Raw genomic sequence first — 17,472 nt, forward strand, 5'->3', positions numbered from 1 at the left:
CAGGAATCTATAGAATTCCTCACGTTTCTTATATTTTTATTTTACCAATTATTCGCCACTAAATCTATGATGAAAGATATACATTTACAGGAATTTTGCAAAGAATTACATATTTATGAATTTGGGATTGCCCCTTGGCCTCTACCTGAAAATGCAAAAACCATTTTATACGAAACTAATCCCTGTCCATTTACAGCTGCAGATGTAGAGGAACGACTACTAGGAACAACTGAGTTCACTCCTAAAAGTGCTATTGTCTGTCTATTTCCATACTACGTAGAACATACCGGTCCATCCAATCTATCCCGCTATACATGGGGCACAGATTATCACCTGGTCATTAATGAATATTTAGAAAAACTTATTGAAAAATTACAAAAAAAGAATACTTCAGCTCAGTTTTCTATACATTGTGATACCTCACCTCTCGCAGATCGTTATATGGCCTACTTAGCAGGCCTTGGGTTCTATGGGAAAAACAATTGTTTCATTAGCCCCAAATGGGGTTCCTATGTAGTCATCGGTACCATTCTAACAACACTAGAATTGAAACCGAATACGCCTCTCAATCAATCTTGCATGGGTTGTAATCGTTGTATTACCGCTTGTCTAGGTCAATGCTTAGGGCACGAAGAATTCAAATACAATACTTGTAAAAGCTACTTAACACAGAAAAAAGGCGAACTCACCGACCAAGAACAACATATTATAGCTAAAACTCCATTATTGTTTGGCTGCGATGTATGCCAAGAGGTGTGCCCCCATAATCAAAGTATTCCCACAACACCAATTCTCGAGTTCCAACAAATCGAACCACACATCGATATTAATGAACTAGAAATGCTTACAAACAAAGAGTTCAAAGCTAAATATGGGCACCGGGCATTCTCGTGGCGTGGGAAGAAAATATTACTGAGGAATCAAGAAATTATAGAAGGTAAATAGATATTATAATTGTACAGAACAAAAGAGACGACTATCAGTCGTCTCTTTTTGCTCATTATTTAGTTAATCCTTATTTGATTTCGTAATAATTTAATTCATCCAAGCTCTTACCAAGAGCAGGCATATAGGTTTCAAGGAACATATCAACTTCAGGCATGTTCAACAATTTTAATTTCCCTAAAATAGAATCATGTGCTTCTTTAAACTCATCATTCCCTGCCTTGAGTTCTTTTACGCATTTCATATACGCTGAAATTGTATCTGCAGCCTTAACGATTGGCCATTCAGGACTCTCCTCTGCATCTACAATAAAAGGCTTATAAACAACTTGCAATCGTTCTGGTAAAGTAGACAACATTTTCTCTTGCGCCAATGTTTCAACTTCACCATAAAGTTCACGAAGCTTTGGATCAAAGTATTTAATCGGTGTTGGCATATCGCCCGTAAAGATTTCACTTACCTCATGATACATGGCAATAACAGCTACCTTATTAATATCTACATTACCACCAAAGTATTCATTTTTTAAAGCCGCTAAATTATGGGCTACCATGGCAACTTCGAGACTATGCTCTTGAATATTTTCTGTTTCTGTATTACGCATAAGGCTCCATCGGTTAATAAAGCGCATACGTTTTAAAAAGGCAAAGAATGAACTCATATAACCCCCCGTAGTTTAAAACCATAATCAAGGAACTGCACAGCTTCATTCCAACGGTTATCATCGTTAAGCATAACTACAATCATAGTATGACCATTACGAGTAGCCGATGCAATCAAACATTCTCCTGCAGCATTTGTAAAGCCAGTTTTCAAACCATTAGCTCCAGGATATTTATTGCGAATAAAATGGTTTGTGGTACGAATTGTTTCTGGTGTACGATTTTGATAAGGTACCTTATAATAATCATTTGCTACCTTATCACGGAACATCTGGTACTTCATACCATACGCTGCAATCATTGCCAAGTCGCGAGCCGTAGAGTGATGGCCCATTTGCGTCAAACCATGAGGGTTTAAGAAAACACTGTTTTTAGCCCCTGCTTTTGCAGCAATACGATTCATATCCTTTGCAAAGTTCTCCACAGAGCCACTTACATTTTCTGCTACTACAACAGCTGCATCATTGCCACTGGCAACCATCATACCTTCAAGAACGCCTTCCAAGGTAATTTGATCACCAACGCGAACCCCCAGATTGGATTCCTCCATACTAGTGGCATAACTACTAATAGTCGCCAGTTCATCAAGTTGTGTACCTTTGAGTTCTAGAGCTGTTAACAATGTAACCATTTTCGTAGTACTAGCAGGATGCATCCATTTATCTGGATTCTTTGCAAATAAGATTTCCTTTGTATCAGCATCAATAAGAACGACCGCCTCCCCTACTGTAGATGGCGGTGCGATATATGCCGCATAAGAAATACTAGAACCCAGTAAAACTGAACCTATAAAAGCTATTACGAAAACAAGTCGTTTCCATATCATATATGCATTAGTTGTTAAAGATATCATATATCTCACTTTCTATATTACATTTAACTTTCTGGACTATCATCAATGGCAACATTCGTTCCTGTTGCTTTTTTCTTAGTACCTTTGATTTCACCAGTAGAGTTATCTACATTTTGAATATACACCACACGTTGAGGATATGGAATATCAATACCATATTTATCGAACGCATCTTTTACATCAGACATAATTCCATATTGCACATCTAAGAAGTCTTTCGACTTAACACGTGCATAGGCAGCAATGCGTACAGAGTTATCGCCAAATTCAGAAATACCAATTTCCATATTTTTAGGATTGAGTACACGTTTATCAGCAGCAAAAATATTTTTTAAGATTTTAATTGCTTCATGATGATTATTGTTATAACCAATATCAAAGACGAACGGGATAACCCTTTCATGAGTATAAGCAATATTAGTTATGGCTTGGGAGGTAAGGATAGAGTTTGGTATATACACATTTTTTTGATCTTTAGTAGTGATAATAGTATACATAAATTGGATAGACTTAACACTACCTACAGTATCTCCAACTTGTATAACATGACCCGCTCTAAATGGTTTAAATATAAGAATTAATAAACCAGAAGCCAAGTTAGAAAGGTTGTTTTGTAATGCTAAACCAATACCTAAACCGAAGGCACCAAAGGCAGCTACAAAGGAAGTGGTAGGAATGCCAATCTGATTTAAACAAATCAAGATTAACCCAACAAGCAACGCATAATTAATAATTTGCGTAATAAAGCTCATCGCTGCAGAGTCATAAGACGCCTTCGTCATGATGCGAACTGCAAAGGCTTTTATCCATTTAATAGCATAACGACCTATCCAAAACATAATTAGAGCTAATAATATATCGCCAGCCTGTGCAAAGAACCAATCACGTATTTGAACTAAAATATTAGCATCTTTAAAAAGCAATTCAGAAGCACTCGCTAAGAGATTCAAAGCTTTAACCTCCATATTAATAACTATAGACCAATAAAAATCTATAAGAATGTAATTACAATAAATACATATGCTATAATCTTACATATGCATTTACCAAATAATAATAAAGTTATTATATCGTTATATTACATATATAACAATCTAAATATAGGGAGACTTATATGTTTAACAATCCATACGAAGCACCACAAGAACTTGCTACTGGAGGGCATGTAACAAAAGAATTAAACTCCGTTACAGTACATTTTGATGACATTCATTATTCCTTATCTAGTGGCCAACTCAATGGTGGATATCACCATACGTTAGCTGTACGAAATCAACAATTAACCTATCAAATTGAAACGGAAAAAGATTTACCTGGCGGGTCTGTAGCGAATTATTTAGCACAAGAGTTTGAGCATATTGATACGCCTGTTCATTTTAGTACGGCATTGCTCACCTCTGCTACGATGAATCTTCACGCATATGCTAAAGTCGAAGAACACGATACAATCGTGGAGACAATCGTTACTGCAGGCTATGAAAAAACTGCCCATCGTGCGGGTACCGGTTATTGCTATGAAGAGCGTAATGGTAGTTTTATCGTACCTGGTACCATTAACATTCTTGTTTTTACTAACAAGGCCTTAACAGATAGTGCTATGGTGAAAGCCATCATGACAATCACTGAAGCTAAAACAGCAGCCCTTCAAGATTGGGGTGTTGAAAGCGTACACCTCTATCCATTTATTAATGAGAATATTCCGGAAGCCATTACAAAAAAACGTAAAACGTCAGCTACTGGTACCTCTACAGATGGTATTATTCTCACCATTGATACAACTGGAGATGTATTAACGGATGCAGGCTCTTTCTCCCTATTTGGAGATACATTAGCCAAATCTGTTTATATAGGTATCCAACGGGCCTTAGAAAACGCCATTGGCGCAGAATAAAAAACCGCACATCCTAGGCGATCGAGATGTGCGGTTCATTGCATATAAAACTGTTATTCACAGTATAATATTTGAAAATGAATATCAAATTAAGATTTGAGAGTTTCTCTCAAATCTTTTTTATTTTTCTAATTAATATTCATAAAAGTACTGTTGTAATTTTTTAAGACTTTTAGTTTTTGTAAGGCCAAGCATTAATAAAATACGAGCTTTTTGAGGACTCAATGTATCACTTACAAGATAACCAGCTAAAGTATCTTGTGGTACGGCAGATACCATGCCACTTCCCGTACGAGAGGCACGTACAGTTGGAAATACTGTATTTTGTGTTATTTGACGTACATTTTGAGGTATTGTACCATGCCCTAACCCAGTCAAGATGAGCCCATCCGGATTTGTGGCAACTACACTCATTGGTATCATGTCATCCATACCACCATAACACGTCAAGATGACTACACGAGGTAACTCTTTTAATTCATGTACAGCAAAGATAGATTCTTTTGTATGACGACGAGTAGATTCTTTATAATAATGAGCCACACCATCCTGTACAATACCAAGGTGACCTACTAATGGACTGTCAAAGGTTGCTACATTAGTTGTGTTTCGCTTAGAAACATCGCGTGCCCCATCAATATAGCCATTTAGAACAACAATTACACCTTTACCTATAGTTTCTGGAGTTCTCGCCACTTGAATCGCTTGCAATAGATTAATAGGGCCATCTGCACTAATTGCTCCAGCAGGTCGCATAGAACCAGTAATAACGATAGGCTTATCTGTATGAACAGTAAGATTAAGAAAATAGGCTGTCTCCTCCATGCTATCTGTACCATGAGTAATAACAACACCACCTATATCCTCTTGATCGACTAGTTTTTGTACTAACTTGGATAAATCCAACCAATGTTGTACAGTAATATCAGAACTTTCAATATTACTAAACTGAGTATATGTATATGGACCATATGGTTCTGTACCAGGTACAGAATCTAGAATTTCATTGAGACCTAATACACCTGCAGTATAGCCAGTCAAATCTGTATCGGATGCGCCTCGTCCAGCAATCGTACCTCCCGTACCAATCAAAGCTATTTTTGTCTCCATATTACCTCCAACATAAAATACATAAAAGATAGTAAGTCTTGTGTTAATCAACATTAGCATTAATTAGTCTATTCAATACAATTATCTCAATCATCAATGAGTCCTTGGCTAACTACTATTCCTATTTAGGACATATTCAAGATCGCGAAGCATACAGGCTCTCACTCAACGCTGTGGATAAAAGGAAGGCATCAATTCTAATTTATGCTTATTGATACGGTTCAAATGGTCAATGCGCTTTTTCGTTTCTAAGTCATCAATCTCACCAGTTCTAATATATCGATCCAGTACTGCGTAAGTAAAACCTAATTTAGCTTCATCAGATTGTCCACTGAGCCCATCACTAGGGGTCTTATCTACAAGATACTTAGGAATATCTAGCAATCGACCAATTTGACGCACCTCTTCTACAACAAGATTAGCGAGAGGGCTAAAATCCCCTGCACTATCACCATACTTTGTAGAATACCCCACATAATCTTCAGAACCATTGCATGTATTGGCTACACGTGCACCGTTTTGTAAATTTTGACCTATGGCATATAACGTTGTCATACGAAGTCGAGGCGGTGTATTGATAACAGCATCCCTGGACAAATCAGCTCTACCTATAACAGTTTCATAACCTTCACCTTGAATAATTGCATTTGTTAAAGCCTCGTAAGCAGATTCTATATTAACAATAATACGAGGAATACCTAAGTGATTGACGACAGCCTTGGCATCATCAATATCAGATTGAATACCATTAGGCATGAGCACACCAACTACGCGCTCTACACCGAGAGCTTCTTTACATAAGGCAGCTACAATTGTGGAGTCTTTCCCACCAGAAATACCTACAACAGCACTACAGTTAGGTCCATTTTGACTAAAATAATCTTTAATCCATTGAACGAGAGCATCTTTAGTAGCTTGTGGATTATCTAACATAATCCCTCCTATTTTTTCCGGAAAATACGATTTAATAAATCCATTTTCATTTGATAATAACCTGGACTCATATCAAGATAATGACGATGTGGATTTTCAAAGCGCTGTTCTTCTAACCAAATTTCATTAGCCAATTGGTCATTAACATACTGGCGAAGCTCTTCTAGGGTTGGTAACTCTACCAGTAACTTGCCATCCTTAATAATGAGTTGTTTCATCTCTTTAAACGTACAATTTTCAAAGTACAGCTCACGCCAAGGTTGTTCCGGATCAATATAACGATATGGTTCAGTTGTATTTGGCATATCTTCTAACAATGTTAATAAGTCTGCAATGGCACGACCTTTCTCATTGTACACACGGTACACCTTTTTTAATCCTGGATTCGTAATTTTTTCAACAGATTCGGAAATCTTGATACGAGGTTCCCACACACCATTTTTTTCAACGCCAGCAATCTTATAAACTGCACCAAATACAGGATCACTCTTTGAAGTAATAAGTCTTTCACCTACTCCAAAAATATCAATCGGTCCACCTTGTCCCAACAAGGAGGTAATTGTATATTCATCGAGGCTATTCGAGGCCATGATTTTACAATCTTCTAAGCCAGCTTTATCAAGCATATGACGAGCCTTCTTAGCTAAATATGCAAGGTCACCAGAGTCAAGGCGAATACCTTTTAAACGTTTTCCCATTGGTTCTAATATGTCTTTAGCTACTTTAATAGCATTAGGTATGCCAGAATTAAGAACATCGTAAGTATCAACTAAAAAAACAGCTCCATCTGGATAGACTTCAGCGTAAGCTTTAAAAGCTTCATATTCTGAATCATGATACATAACCCAACTATGCGCCATAGTGCCGCTCACAGGAATTCCAAATTGTTGACCTGCTAAAACAGTTGCCGTAGACTGTACCCCTCCAATATAGGCTGCTCTCGCACCATATACGGCAGCATCAACATTATGAGCTCGGCGTGCACCAAAATCAGCAACAATGCGACCATCTGCAGCACGTACGATACGGTTTGCCTTAGTGGCAATAAGAGACTGATGATTCATCATAGTTAGGACCGCAGTTTCTACAATTTGTGCATCTATAAGAGGAGCTACGATTGTAATAACCGGTTCATTGGGATAAATAATAGAACCTTCTGGAAATGCATATACATCACCAGTGAAAGAGAAGTCTTTTAGATAAGCTAAAAATTCTTCACTAAAAATACCTTGTTTTCGTAAAAAATCGATATCACTTTCATCAAAATGCAAGTTCAAAATGTACTCAACAATCTGTTCAAGCCCACCAAAAATGGCAAAGCCACCCTTATCGGGATTACGTCTAAAAAATACATCAAATGCGACGCGATCCGTATTCTCATGTTGTGTAAAATAACCGTGGGCCATGGTCATCTCATAAAAATCCATGAGCATACTAATATTGCGACTGTCGTGTTGCATAGGTTCACCAACCTTCTAAAAACTAATGGATTTGATACATCGTTAATCGTATAACCTCATTATACATTATTATTCCTATATAGCTAGTCTCTATACATGTCGATGTTTCCATTAACTATGCTAATAATCATTCTTATGATATAACTATATATATACACTAATTATTTATATATCCCATATATATGTTGATAAAAATTATAATGAGAACTAATTCATATATCGGTGCAAAAATTCCGAAACTCATAAAATAACTAAATATTTAGTATAATCAATCAACATGTATATCTATTATTTACATCAGAATGAAAGGAACCATTATGGAATCAATCGTTCAAGCAAAACGCGTATTAGAAATATTTAAAGAAATGAGCCAAATTCCTCGTGAATCAGGAAACGAAAAAGGCATTAGCGATTATATCGTAAACTTCGGTAAAAACTTAGGTTTAGAAGTTCATCAGGATGAGCAATATAATGTAGTTATAAAAAAACCTGCTTCTCCTGGCTATGAAAATCGTCCATCCATTATTCTACAAGGTCATATCGATATGGTATGTGTACGAGATCATGACTCCAACCATGACTTTTCCAAAGACCCAATTGCTAACATCATCGAAGGCGAGTGGATGCATGCAGATCACACTACATTAGGTGCAGATAACGGCATGGGTGGTGCGATGATGCTTGCAATTCTTGAAGATGATAACCAACAACATGGCCCTATGCAATTATTGTTCACCACTAATGAAGAAACTGGTATGGATGGTGCTTTTGCCATTAAAGAAGGTCAAGTAAGTGGTGATTACTTACTCAACCTCGATACAGAAGTAGAACATGATTTTACCGTTAGCTGCGCCGGCGGTTGTCACGTTCATGTAAACATTCCTTTATTACGAGAAAACAACCAACCGGGCTATGATGCAGGCTTAACGCTTACCGTAACAGGACTTAAAGGTGGTCATTCCGGCATTGAAATCAACGAACAACGCGCTAATGCCAACCAAGTATTAACACGTGTACTCTATGATATTCAACAACAATATCCTGTATGCTTAGCATCTTTTGAAGGTGGAGTAAAACATAATGCCATTCCTTCTAAAGCAGTAGCTACATTATCCGTACGCGCTGAGGATGTAGAGGCCATTAAAACATTAGTTGCCTATCAAGAAAAACAATATCTTCATGAATATGGCATTCAAGACCCAGGTCTTACATTCGTTGTAGAAGATATCGCTACTCCTGATGTAGTATATGCAGATGACACAACCGAAGCTCTCATTACTTACATTTATCTTGCACAAGATGGTGTTCACTCTGTAAGTAAATCCATCCCAAATCTCGTAGAAACTTCTGACAATATTGCTATAGTCCGCGAAAACGAACATACTATTGAGGTACTCATTTCTATCCGTAGTTCCAATAGCAATAGCCTTGAATTCTTAGCTAAGAAAATGATTTTACTTGCGAAAACTTTAGGCGTATCAGCAGAACGTACAGGCGGATATCCTGCATGGGAATACGATAAAGGCTCCAAACTTGAAGAACAAGCTATTGCCTTACATAACGAAATGTTTAATACACCAGCTAATGTTAACGCTATTCATGCCGGTCTTGAATGCGGCTTGTTAAAAGGTGTACTACCAAACACCCAAATGATTAGCTTTGGCCCTACTATCGTAAGCCCACACACTCCAATGGAACGCGTTTATTTACCATCTGTTGAAAATGTATATGTATATTTAAAAGCTTTATTAGCTAAGTTACAATAAATATTAAACATAAAATACAAATAATGACTATATATTTTATGTATAATTTGTTATACTAAAAGTAATCAAAAAAAGATTTTTAGGACGAATTCTCTCCTCCCTCCCATAATGATATCACTCAACTCTCTCCTGACTGAATCATTCATGGGAGGGATTTTTTTCTATTTTTCAGAAAAAAATACAAATTAATATTTATACATACAGGAGTATCTTTTCATATATATTTAAATTGAGATTTACTATATCTTTTATAATTAATTATGAATATTAAATACATCTGTTACTATACTCATATAAAGTATATAACCAATATATTTAAAGAGAATTTTAAGAATAGTAAAAGTTTCATAACTATACATATACCCTATGGTGTATTTTCTGCATTATCTTATAGGTGTATACTGTGTTTACAATACTCAGGAGGTACATATGATCCCAATTGTTATCATATCTGGGTTTCTAGGTTCTGGAAAAACAACATTTTTACAACATATACTAAAAGAACATAAAACTACAGATAAAATTTTAATTATAGAAAACGATTTTGGTGAAACTAGTCTTGATGCAGCCAATCTGGCTAGAACAGGGGCTACCATTCGTGAAGTTACATCTGGCTGTATTTGCTGTAGCTTGCAAGGTAATTTCCAACAAGCACTTCTCGACATTCTTCAAAATTACGATGTAGACATTATCTATATTGAACCATCTGGTATCAGCAAACTAAGTGAAATCATCCATACATGTAAAGATGAAGAAATCGCAAAATCTGCCTATATTCATGCATCAGTAACAACTGTAGATGCCATGCAAGCACCTATGTTTATCAAAAACTTCGGTTTATTCTTTAAAGACCAAATTACAAACAGTGATGCTATTTTCTTGAGTCACACCGAAGACATCCAACAAACAAGTATTACAAAACATATGATTCACGAGTTAGCGCCAAATACTCCAATTCACGAAGAGGCCTGGAATACCATTGTATTACGAGACTATATCAAACGTCTCTATCACTGTCATGATGACCACTCTTTACATGATGAGCATCAATTTATGAGTCAAACCTTCAAAAATTTGCGTACCCTCAGCCTTGCCCATTGGAAAACCATTATGGAAGGTATGCCAGACACTGTACTCCGTGCTAAAGGTATTGTACCAACCACCGAAGGACCTCATGAATTACAATACGGTACGCATTACTGTTCCCTATCCCCCAGCGAATCCACTGCCTATAGCTTAGTCGTTATTGGTACAGATTTTAATGTACCAATGGTACATAATGAAGTGTGTCAATCATGATACCTGTTTATATCGTTACCGGATTCATCGGTTCTGGTAAAAGTACTTTCATAAATGAACAATTGCAATATCGCAAAAAGCTTGGTGGCACAGCATGTATCAGTGCCGAAGAAGGTTCAATATCACTCATTAAAGAAGCATTACAACTCAATCCTGATGCATTAAGTGCGATTACGCCTAATCAACCAGGCTCGTATAATTCAATAGCAGACGAAATTGCAACCTATCTCAACAAAGCAAAACCTAAAGAAGTATGGATTGAATGGAATGGTATGCTCAGCTTTCACCAACTAGAAGCCTTATTATACAGTGATAAGCTGCGTCACATGTTACAAATCGAAAAGGTATTTTATATCTGTACAGATCAATTCATTGTATCAATTTTACCTGGTTTAGGTAATGATGTATTAAGTCAATTATATAGTGCAGACTGTATCATAACAGAAACCGATATTCATTACGCCTTACTACGGACCTATAACAGTGATGCCAAGATTGTAACAACGCCAACACCAGAAAAAGTAGCACAATTATGTCATAATTCTATGTGGGGCCTTATACCTAATCTATTAGTTGTCGGTATTACAGCCTATATATTATTAGTTACTGCATTCCGTCATGACATTCCCTACTCCATTCATCAATCCTTTGCCATCATCACGGGACTCATTATCGAAGCCATCCCATTCCTATTATTAGGAACCATTGGATCAACAATTATTCGCTATTTTGTACCGCAAAGAGTACTACTAAAACTATTAGGAAATCATTCTTGGAAGAGCTATGGTGCCGCCATGGTTAGTGGATTAGCCTTACCAGTTTGCGACTGTGCTATTATTCCATTATTTAAAGCACTCACCGATAGAGGCGTACCATTGTCAGTGGCCCTCCTATTCACGCTCGCTAGTCCAATTATCAACCCCATTACAATCCTTTCAACCTGGTATGCCTTTCCAGATGATCCAATGGTCTCTGTATGGCGTATCACCATTGGCCTTGGCGTAGCTTTATTGGTGGCATTATCATTCCGTATTATGCCACCACCTATATCAATGATGAAAGCAAAAACAGCACAGAACTTTAGTTATGAGGAAATCGTCTTAGAAGCATCAAAAAGTAAACCCCTCAACAAAAGAAGATTGTTAGTTCATATGGAAAAGGAGTTCTCTCAACTTTTATTCTATTTTTCTATTGCAGCTTGTGTATTATCAGTAGTCCAAGTTTACGGAAAGCCTTGGCTTATCAATGCGGGGATTACGTTACCTGACGTGTGGGCTATCCCAATTCTATTATTATTAGCCTTCTTCTTCTCCATCTGCTCCACATCAGATGCGATTATAGGTAAATCTTTGAGTACCCTATTCCCCATAAGCTCAGTCATGGGGTTTCTCATTTTAGGACCTATGCTCGATATAAAAAACGTATATATTTTAAAACAGTATATGCCTACATCATTCATCCTTCGTCTAGGCATAACAATTCTAGTTATATCTTATATAGCAGCATTAGGTTATCAATTCTTTTTAGGCTAGTTTCTTAAATTAGTTACAACTATATATAGTTATTATTATTTCAGTTCTTAATAACTATAAAAGGAGATGATTCTATGAAATTAGGACTGAAAGACCGCTTTTCTATTGTGAAAGGCGCACTCTACCTCATCTTAGGTATCTGCTGTGTATACCTCATAGTAACAGGACGCTATTTAAACTATATTGCACCCCGTTATGAACTCCTACTAGGTATTAGTAGCATAGCCCTCATATTAGGTGGGTTAGCTACTATCATTTGGGCTCCGTCCCGCTATTACAAACACAACTGGCGTTCCATTGTGCCTATCATTATTCCCGTAGTATTACTTATTGTGCCGCCTGTCCTAGTACCTACCACAGGTGTTCACGGAGCAGCACGTGTCAATGACGATACAAATAACTTTGACTTTACAAATGATGCTATTGGTGAGGTTATCACTGTTAATAGTGAAAGCAAAGAACCTGGCATTTCAAAAGACAAAAAAGAAATCGTTCTAAACTCCGATAACTTCTATCAAACCATTGTAAAGGTCGGTTCTAACGTAGATCAATACAAAGACTATACTGTATATATGACAGGATATGTAAACCGAGATGATAATACACTAAAATCGAATGAATTTACCATCTCTCGTATGGCCATGTCTTGCTGCATCGCCGACGTAGCACCAATCGGCATGACCGCCTATAAACCAGATGGAGACAGCTTAGCAAATGAACAATGGGTTTCCATCGAAGGCAAGGTATCCACTAGAGACTTCCACGGTAGAGCTCAACCCTATATAGAAGTGACAAAAATAAAATCAGCAGAACCTATTTTAGGTTATGTATATCCTTAAGCAAACAGTAATAAATATCTAAAAAGTCTTAACTAGGTATTTTAAACAAATAAAACCGAGGCATAACACCTCGGTTTTATTACATATATAATAGTATTATATATAGGGTATATTATCGATGTAACTCTTTAACATATGAATCCTGCTAATAATCGTTTAAAGGATAATGTCTCCATTAATCACACATCAACAAACTACTAACTATCTAAATTAAAACACTTGTATTTTTAATCGTCAACCACAAAGGTTGTACTATGGTTAACTATCATCTTGTAATACCATATATAAAGGTATTACAAGGCTTTAATTTTTTTGATCATACTTTATAGTTATTATTAATCCTTTATAATAACTATAAGATATACTCATCTTCATACAAAAATCAAAAATTTCATCTTATATTCATATGTTGGAATTAAATTATACATAAGTAGATTGAGCAAAATCTACTTTCACAAAATAGTATTTAAAAGTACCTTATATTAGGAGGCATTCATCATGAAAAATGTTAAGAAAGTATCAAAGGTATTATGTGCATTTGGCGTTAGTACAGTATTATTAGCAGGTGTAGTTGGTGCAGCTAGCAACCATGCTTATAACAACAATAGTAACTGGAAAGGCGTTGGCAGCGTAGCTCCATCTGCTCAAGCTAACTACTCTGTTGATTACATGGGCGCTGTTACAGTATTCCAACAAAACTTCCCTGGCGCTACAGTAAAATCTATTTCTTATGATGCTAAACATAACCCTTACTATAAAGTAGAAGGTTACTACAACAATCGTGCAGTAGAACTTAAAGTAGACGAAGCAACTGGCCAAATCGTTGGTAAAGAAGTTAAAGGCTATGCTAAAGCTAACAAAACTATTAACGTTCAAAACATCATCATCCCTGAAGTAGCTGAAACAAAAGCTCTTGAAAAAGTTGGTTCCGACTTCCAAACTATGGAATGGTCCGTTGAACGTGAAAACGGTAAAGTTGTATACGAATTCGATATGACAACTGGTGGCGACAAAAAAGCAGAAGTAAAAGTTGACGCTACATCCGGTAAAGTATTGAGCTGCAAAGTAAAAACTACAAAATACTAAGAAGCTCTTTTCATCTAGTGAACCCCTATCCTAACCCACTAAGATGACACACTACACATATAACACACATACTATACACACAGTATCCCAATGGATACACTCTCTAACACACAAACTAACACACAAACTTAGAGAGCCCTATAACTCATAAAGGGCTCTCTCAAAAACCTAGCTCACACAATAGGTAAAGGGTCTGTGCTCACACACCACAGACTAAACGTTACACACACTATACTCCCTTTAAAAGACCTTGGATCGTTGAATCCAAGGTCTTTTTTCTATCCTACTATATCCTCTCCCCCCAGATATGACTATCTATTTACAAAGATCTATCATAACCCAATAAACTAATTTACAATTAACCAGAATATATATTACAACACAAAAAGACCTCCCACGCAGGGAGGTCTCTTGTATAAGTTTTATAGGTCTGATAGTTTGTGTTCTATTTCTTAAGTGAGGTCATACTTAAGAATGTCATTTATATGTTCTGAAAGTTTGATCTATAGTATTTCCATAGTGGAAGTACGAAAATTATGCTTTATCCAAAGCTTGTGCTAAGTCTTCGATGATGTCATCGATATTTTCAAGACCAATGGATACACGGATCATATCTGGTGTTACGCCAGCAGATTTTTGTTGTTCTTCGTTAAGTTGTGCATGTGTTGTTGATGCAGGATGAATAACAAGAGATTTAGCATCTGCTACGTTAGCCAAGTTGGAGAAGATTTCCAAGGAGTCCACAAGTTTAATACCTGCTTCTTTACCGCCTTTTACACCGAATGTGAATACGGCACCAACACCTTTAGGGAAGTATTTATCAGCCAAAGCTTTGTATTTGCTGTCTTCTAATTCTGGGTAGCTTACCCATGCTACTTTAGGATGTTTAGTCAAGAAGTCTACTACTTTACGAGCATTTTCTACATGACGTTCTACGCGCAAGGACAATGTTTCAACGCCTTGCAAGATTTGCCATGCTGCAAGTGGTGTAATGCATGCGCCAGTATCACGAAGCAATTGAGCACGAATTTTTACAGTGAATGGAATTGGCAAATCGCCATATACTAAACCATTGTAGTGTTCATCACCTTCGGAGAAGCCAGGGTATTTACCAGAACCTTTATAATCGAATTTACCAGATTCTACTACTACACCAGCCAATGTTGTACCATGACCACCAAGGTATTTAGTAGCAGAATGTACAACTACGTCAGCACCATGTTCTAATGGACGGAACAAGTATGGAGATGCAAATGTGTTATCTACGATCAAGATGATATTATGTTTATGTGCAATATCAGCTACTGCTTGTACATCAACAAGGTTAATACCAGGATTACCGATAGTTTCAATATAAACAGCTTTAGTATTTTCATCAATAGCTGCTTCGAATTCTTCCAAATTATCTGGATTTACGAATTTAGTGTGAATGCCCAAACGTGGCAATGTAGCAGTGAACAAGTTGTAAGTACCACCATACAATGTAGATGCAGCAACAATATTATCACCAGCACTTGCAACATTCAAAATGGAATATGTAATCGCTGCAGAACCAGATGCTACAGCGATACCACCAGCACCACCTTCAAGTTCTGCAACACGAGCATCCAATACATCTGTAGTAGGATTGCCAAGGCGGGAATAAATGCCACCAGGATTAGTCAAAGCAAAACGACCTGCTGCTTCTTCTGCATCTTTAAATACGAAAGATGTAGTTTGGTAAATAGGTACTACACGAGAACCTGTTGGATCTACCGTATGACCGGCATGTAATTGTAATGTTTCAAATCTGTATTGTTTGCTCATTATAACAACTCCTTTATATTAACTGTGAATTGAGTTCATTCTTTATACCTAGTATACTACTATGTTTTAAAAATTATGTCTACAATTAATTTATATCGTTATCCATAGCTTGAAGTTATAGCCAATTTATATAATCACAAAATTTAACAGTAAATTAAGTTCTAAAAAACAACAAATCAAGCTATCTCACTTTCTTATATATAAAAAAGCCCCTAATTACTTTACAAAAATATCTCTCTGTAGAGACCTTAAAAAGTAATTAGGGGAATTTTCTAGTAACCATAATTTAGATATAGGCACCTAAGTTCTTATCGCGTTCAAATTTCATTTTTTGAATTTGTTCAATAATGTACGGTGTTTCTTGGTATACATAGTAATTTAACCAGTTTGTAAATAACAATGTACTTACAGACCTCCAACGTACAACTGGCCGTTGTTTTGGGTCATCATCGGGGAAGTAATTTTCAGGAACTGCAATATCCAATCCTCTTTTAACGTCTCGTACATATTCACGATTAAGTGTATCCCAATCGTATTCAGCATGACCAAATACAAAGATATGTTTATTATCTAAGCTACGGACAATAGCTGCACCTGTTGGCTCAGAGCCAGCCAACAATTCTAAATTGCGGTTTTCCTTAATTTGTTGTAAGGAAACTGTGGTGTGACGGGAATGTGGCATCCAGAATTTTTCATCAAAGCCACGCAAGAGTACTGGTCGATCATTGTAGATATCATGTTCATACACACCAAATAGCTTTTCATCCATCACGCATTTATTGATACCAAAGTGATGATATAAACCAGCCTGTGCACCCCAGCAAATATAGAACGTAGAGTATACATGCTCTTCGCTCCAATCCATAATTTCTACTAACTCAGACCAATAGTCTACCTCTTCAAAAGGCATTAGCTCTACAGGAGCACCTGTAATAATCATACCATCAAAGAACCCGTCTCTCACCTCATCAAAGGTACGATAGAAAGTATCTAAATATTGCTCATCTGTATTTTTAGCCTTACGAGATGCAGTATGTAGTAGTGTCAAATTCACTTGTATTGGACTATTACTAAGAGCACGTAAGATTTGTGTTTCTGTAACTTCTTTAGTAGGCATCAAATTGATTAACAGAATATTCAAAGGTCGGATTTGTTGATTTTCCGCCCGTTCTGTATCCATAACGAAAATATTCTCTTGAGCTAATTTCGTAATGGCCGGTAAATTTTTTATTACTTTAATAGGCATACTATCACCTCTACACACTAAACAATTTGATAACCTAATCTAAC

General features: G+C 36.6%; 15 protein-coding genes. 7 read left to right on the forward strand and 8 right to left on the reverse strand.

Going from position 1 to position 17,472, the window contains the following annotated elements:
- Positions 1–69 precede the first annotated feature (69 nt).
- Positions 70–945 (forward strand): QueG-associated DUF1730 domain-containing protein, encoded by an 876-nt coding sequence (locus tag RWP19_RS00345; RefSeq protein ID WP_314356179.1) that lies wholly within the window; start codon positions 70–72, stop codon positions 943–945.
- Positions 946–1,015: 70 nt separating this feature from the next.
- Here RWP19_RS00345 and yfbR read toward each other — a convergent pair whose 3' ends face one another.
- From yfbR to RWP19_RS00360, 3 genes are read right to left on the reverse strand one after another with little or no spacing between them, the layout of a single operon-like run.
- Positions 1,016–1,606, reverse strand: coding sequence for a 5'-deoxynucleotidase (gene yfbR, locus RWP19_RS00350; RefSeq protein WP_314355992.1), 591 nt, complete (start codon positions 1,604–1,606; stop codon positions 1,016–1,018).
- Complete coding sequence (locus RWP19_RS00355; RefSeq protein WP_314355993.1) at positions 1,603–2,460, reverse strand: D-alanyl-D-alanine carboxypeptidase family protein; 858 nt, start codon at positions 2,458–2,460, stop codon at positions 1,603–1,605. Before RWP19_RS00355 ends, yfbR begins: the two co-directional genes overlap by 4 nt.
- Positions 2,461–2,483: 23 nt before the next feature.
- Complete coding sequence (locus RWP19_RS00360; protein WP_314355994.1) at positions 2,484–3,410, reverse strand: mechanosensitive ion channel family protein; 927 nt, start codon at positions 3,408–3,410, stop codon at positions 2,484–2,486.
- 164 nt (positions 3,411–3,574) lie between these two features.
- Here RWP19_RS00360 and RWP19_RS00365 point away from each other — a divergent pair, with 164 nt between their 5' ends.
- Positions 3,575–4,351 (forward strand): adenosylcobinamide amidohydrolase, encoded by a 777-nt coding sequence (locus tag RWP19_RS00365; protein ID WP_314355995.1) that lies wholly within the window; start codon positions 3,575–3,577, stop codon positions 4,349–4,351.
- Between the two features lie 132 nt (positions 4,352–4,483).
- Here the strand turns inward: RWP19_RS00365 and RWP19_RS00370 are convergent, their stop codons facing one another.
- From RWP19_RS00370 to RWP19_RS00380, 3 genes are all read right to left on the reverse strand, one after another.
- The gene (locus tag RWP19_RS00370) at positions 4,484–5,461 is read right to left on the reverse strand and encodes an asparaginase (protein WP_314355996.1); all 978 of its coding nucleotides are present in this window, start codon (positions 5,459–5,461) and stop codon (positions 4,484–4,486) included.
- A 165-nt stretch (positions 5,462–5,626) separates the two neighbouring features.
- A complete protein-coding gene (gene nadE / locus RWP19_RS00375; protein WP_295208078.1) occupies positions 5,627–6,394 on the reverse strand; it encodes an NAD(+) synthase in 768 nt (255 codons plus the stop codon).
- 8 nt (positions 6,395–6,402) lie between these two features.
- Positions 6,403–7,854 carry a nicotinate phosphoribosyltransferase gene (locus tag RWP19_RS00380; RefSeq protein ID WP_314355997.1) on the reverse strand — a complete coding sequence of 484 codons (1,452 nt, stop codon included), beginning with the start codon at positions 7,852–7,854 and terminating at the stop codon, positions 6,403–6,405.
- A 317-nt stretch (positions 7,855–8,171) separates the two neighbouring features.
- Between RWP19_RS00380 and RWP19_RS00385 the strand changes: the two genes are divergently transcribed.
- From RWP19_RS00385 to RWP19_RS00405, 5 genes are all read left to right on the forward strand, one after another.
- Positions 8,172–9,620, forward strand: a complete 1,449-nt coding sequence (locus RWP19_RS00385) for an aminoacyl-histidine dipeptidase (RefSeq protein ID WP_314355998.1) — start codon at positions 8,172–8,174, stop codon at positions 9,618–9,620.
- Between the two features lie 429 nt (positions 9,621–10,049).
- Complete coding sequence (locus RWP19_RS00390; RefSeq protein WP_314355999.1) at positions 10,050–10,919, forward strand: GTP-binding protein; 870 nt, start codon at positions 10,050–10,052, stop codon at positions 10,917–10,919.
- Positions 10,916–12,451 (forward strand): permease, encoded by a 1,536-nt coding sequence (locus RWP19_RS00395; RefSeq protein ID WP_314356000.1) that lies wholly within the window; start codon positions 10,916–10,918, stop codon positions 12,449–12,451. The genes RWP19_RS00390 and RWP19_RS00395 overlap by 4 nt, the downstream gene beginning before the upstream one ends.
- 74 nt (positions 12,452–12,525) lie before the next feature.
- Positions 12,526–13,290 (forward strand): TIGR03943 family putative permease subunit, encoded by a 765-nt coding sequence (locus RWP19_RS00400; RefSeq protein WP_314356001.1) that lies wholly within the window; start codon positions 12,526–12,528, stop codon positions 13,288–13,290.
- Between the two features lie 498 nt (positions 13,291–13,788).
- The gene (locus RWP19_RS00405; RefSeq protein WP_314356002.1) at positions 13,789–14,376 is read left to right on the forward strand and encodes a PepSY domain-containing protein; all 588 of its coding nucleotides are present in this window, start codon (positions 13,789–13,791) and stop codon (positions 14,374–14,376) included.
- Between the two features lie 534 nt (positions 14,377–14,910).
- On the opposite strand, the gene RWP19_RS00410 is transcribed toward RWP19_RS00405, so the two are convergent.
- Both RWP19_RS00410 and metA read right to left on the reverse strand, forming a co-directional pair.
- On the reverse strand, positions 14,911–16,182 hold the full coding sequence (locus tag RWP19_RS00410) for an O-acetylhomoserine aminocarboxypropyltransferase/cysteine synthase family protein (protein WP_314356003.1): 1,272 nt from the start codon (positions 16,180–16,182) through the stop codon (positions 14,911–14,913).
- Positions 16,183–16,468: 286 nt separating this feature from the next.
- Positions 16,469–17,428: a homoserine O-succinyltransferase gene (metA, locus tag RWP19_RS00415; protein WP_314356004.1), complete on the reverse strand. Its 960-nt coding sequence runs from the start codon at positions 17,426–17,428 to the stop codon at positions 16,469–16,471.
- Positions 17,429–17,472: the final 44 nt, after the last annotated feature.

The organism is uncultured Veillonella sp. (assembly GCF_963522475.1).
Classification (GTDB): domain Bacteria; phylum Bacillota; class Negativicutes; order Veillonellales; family Veillonellaceae; genus Veillonella.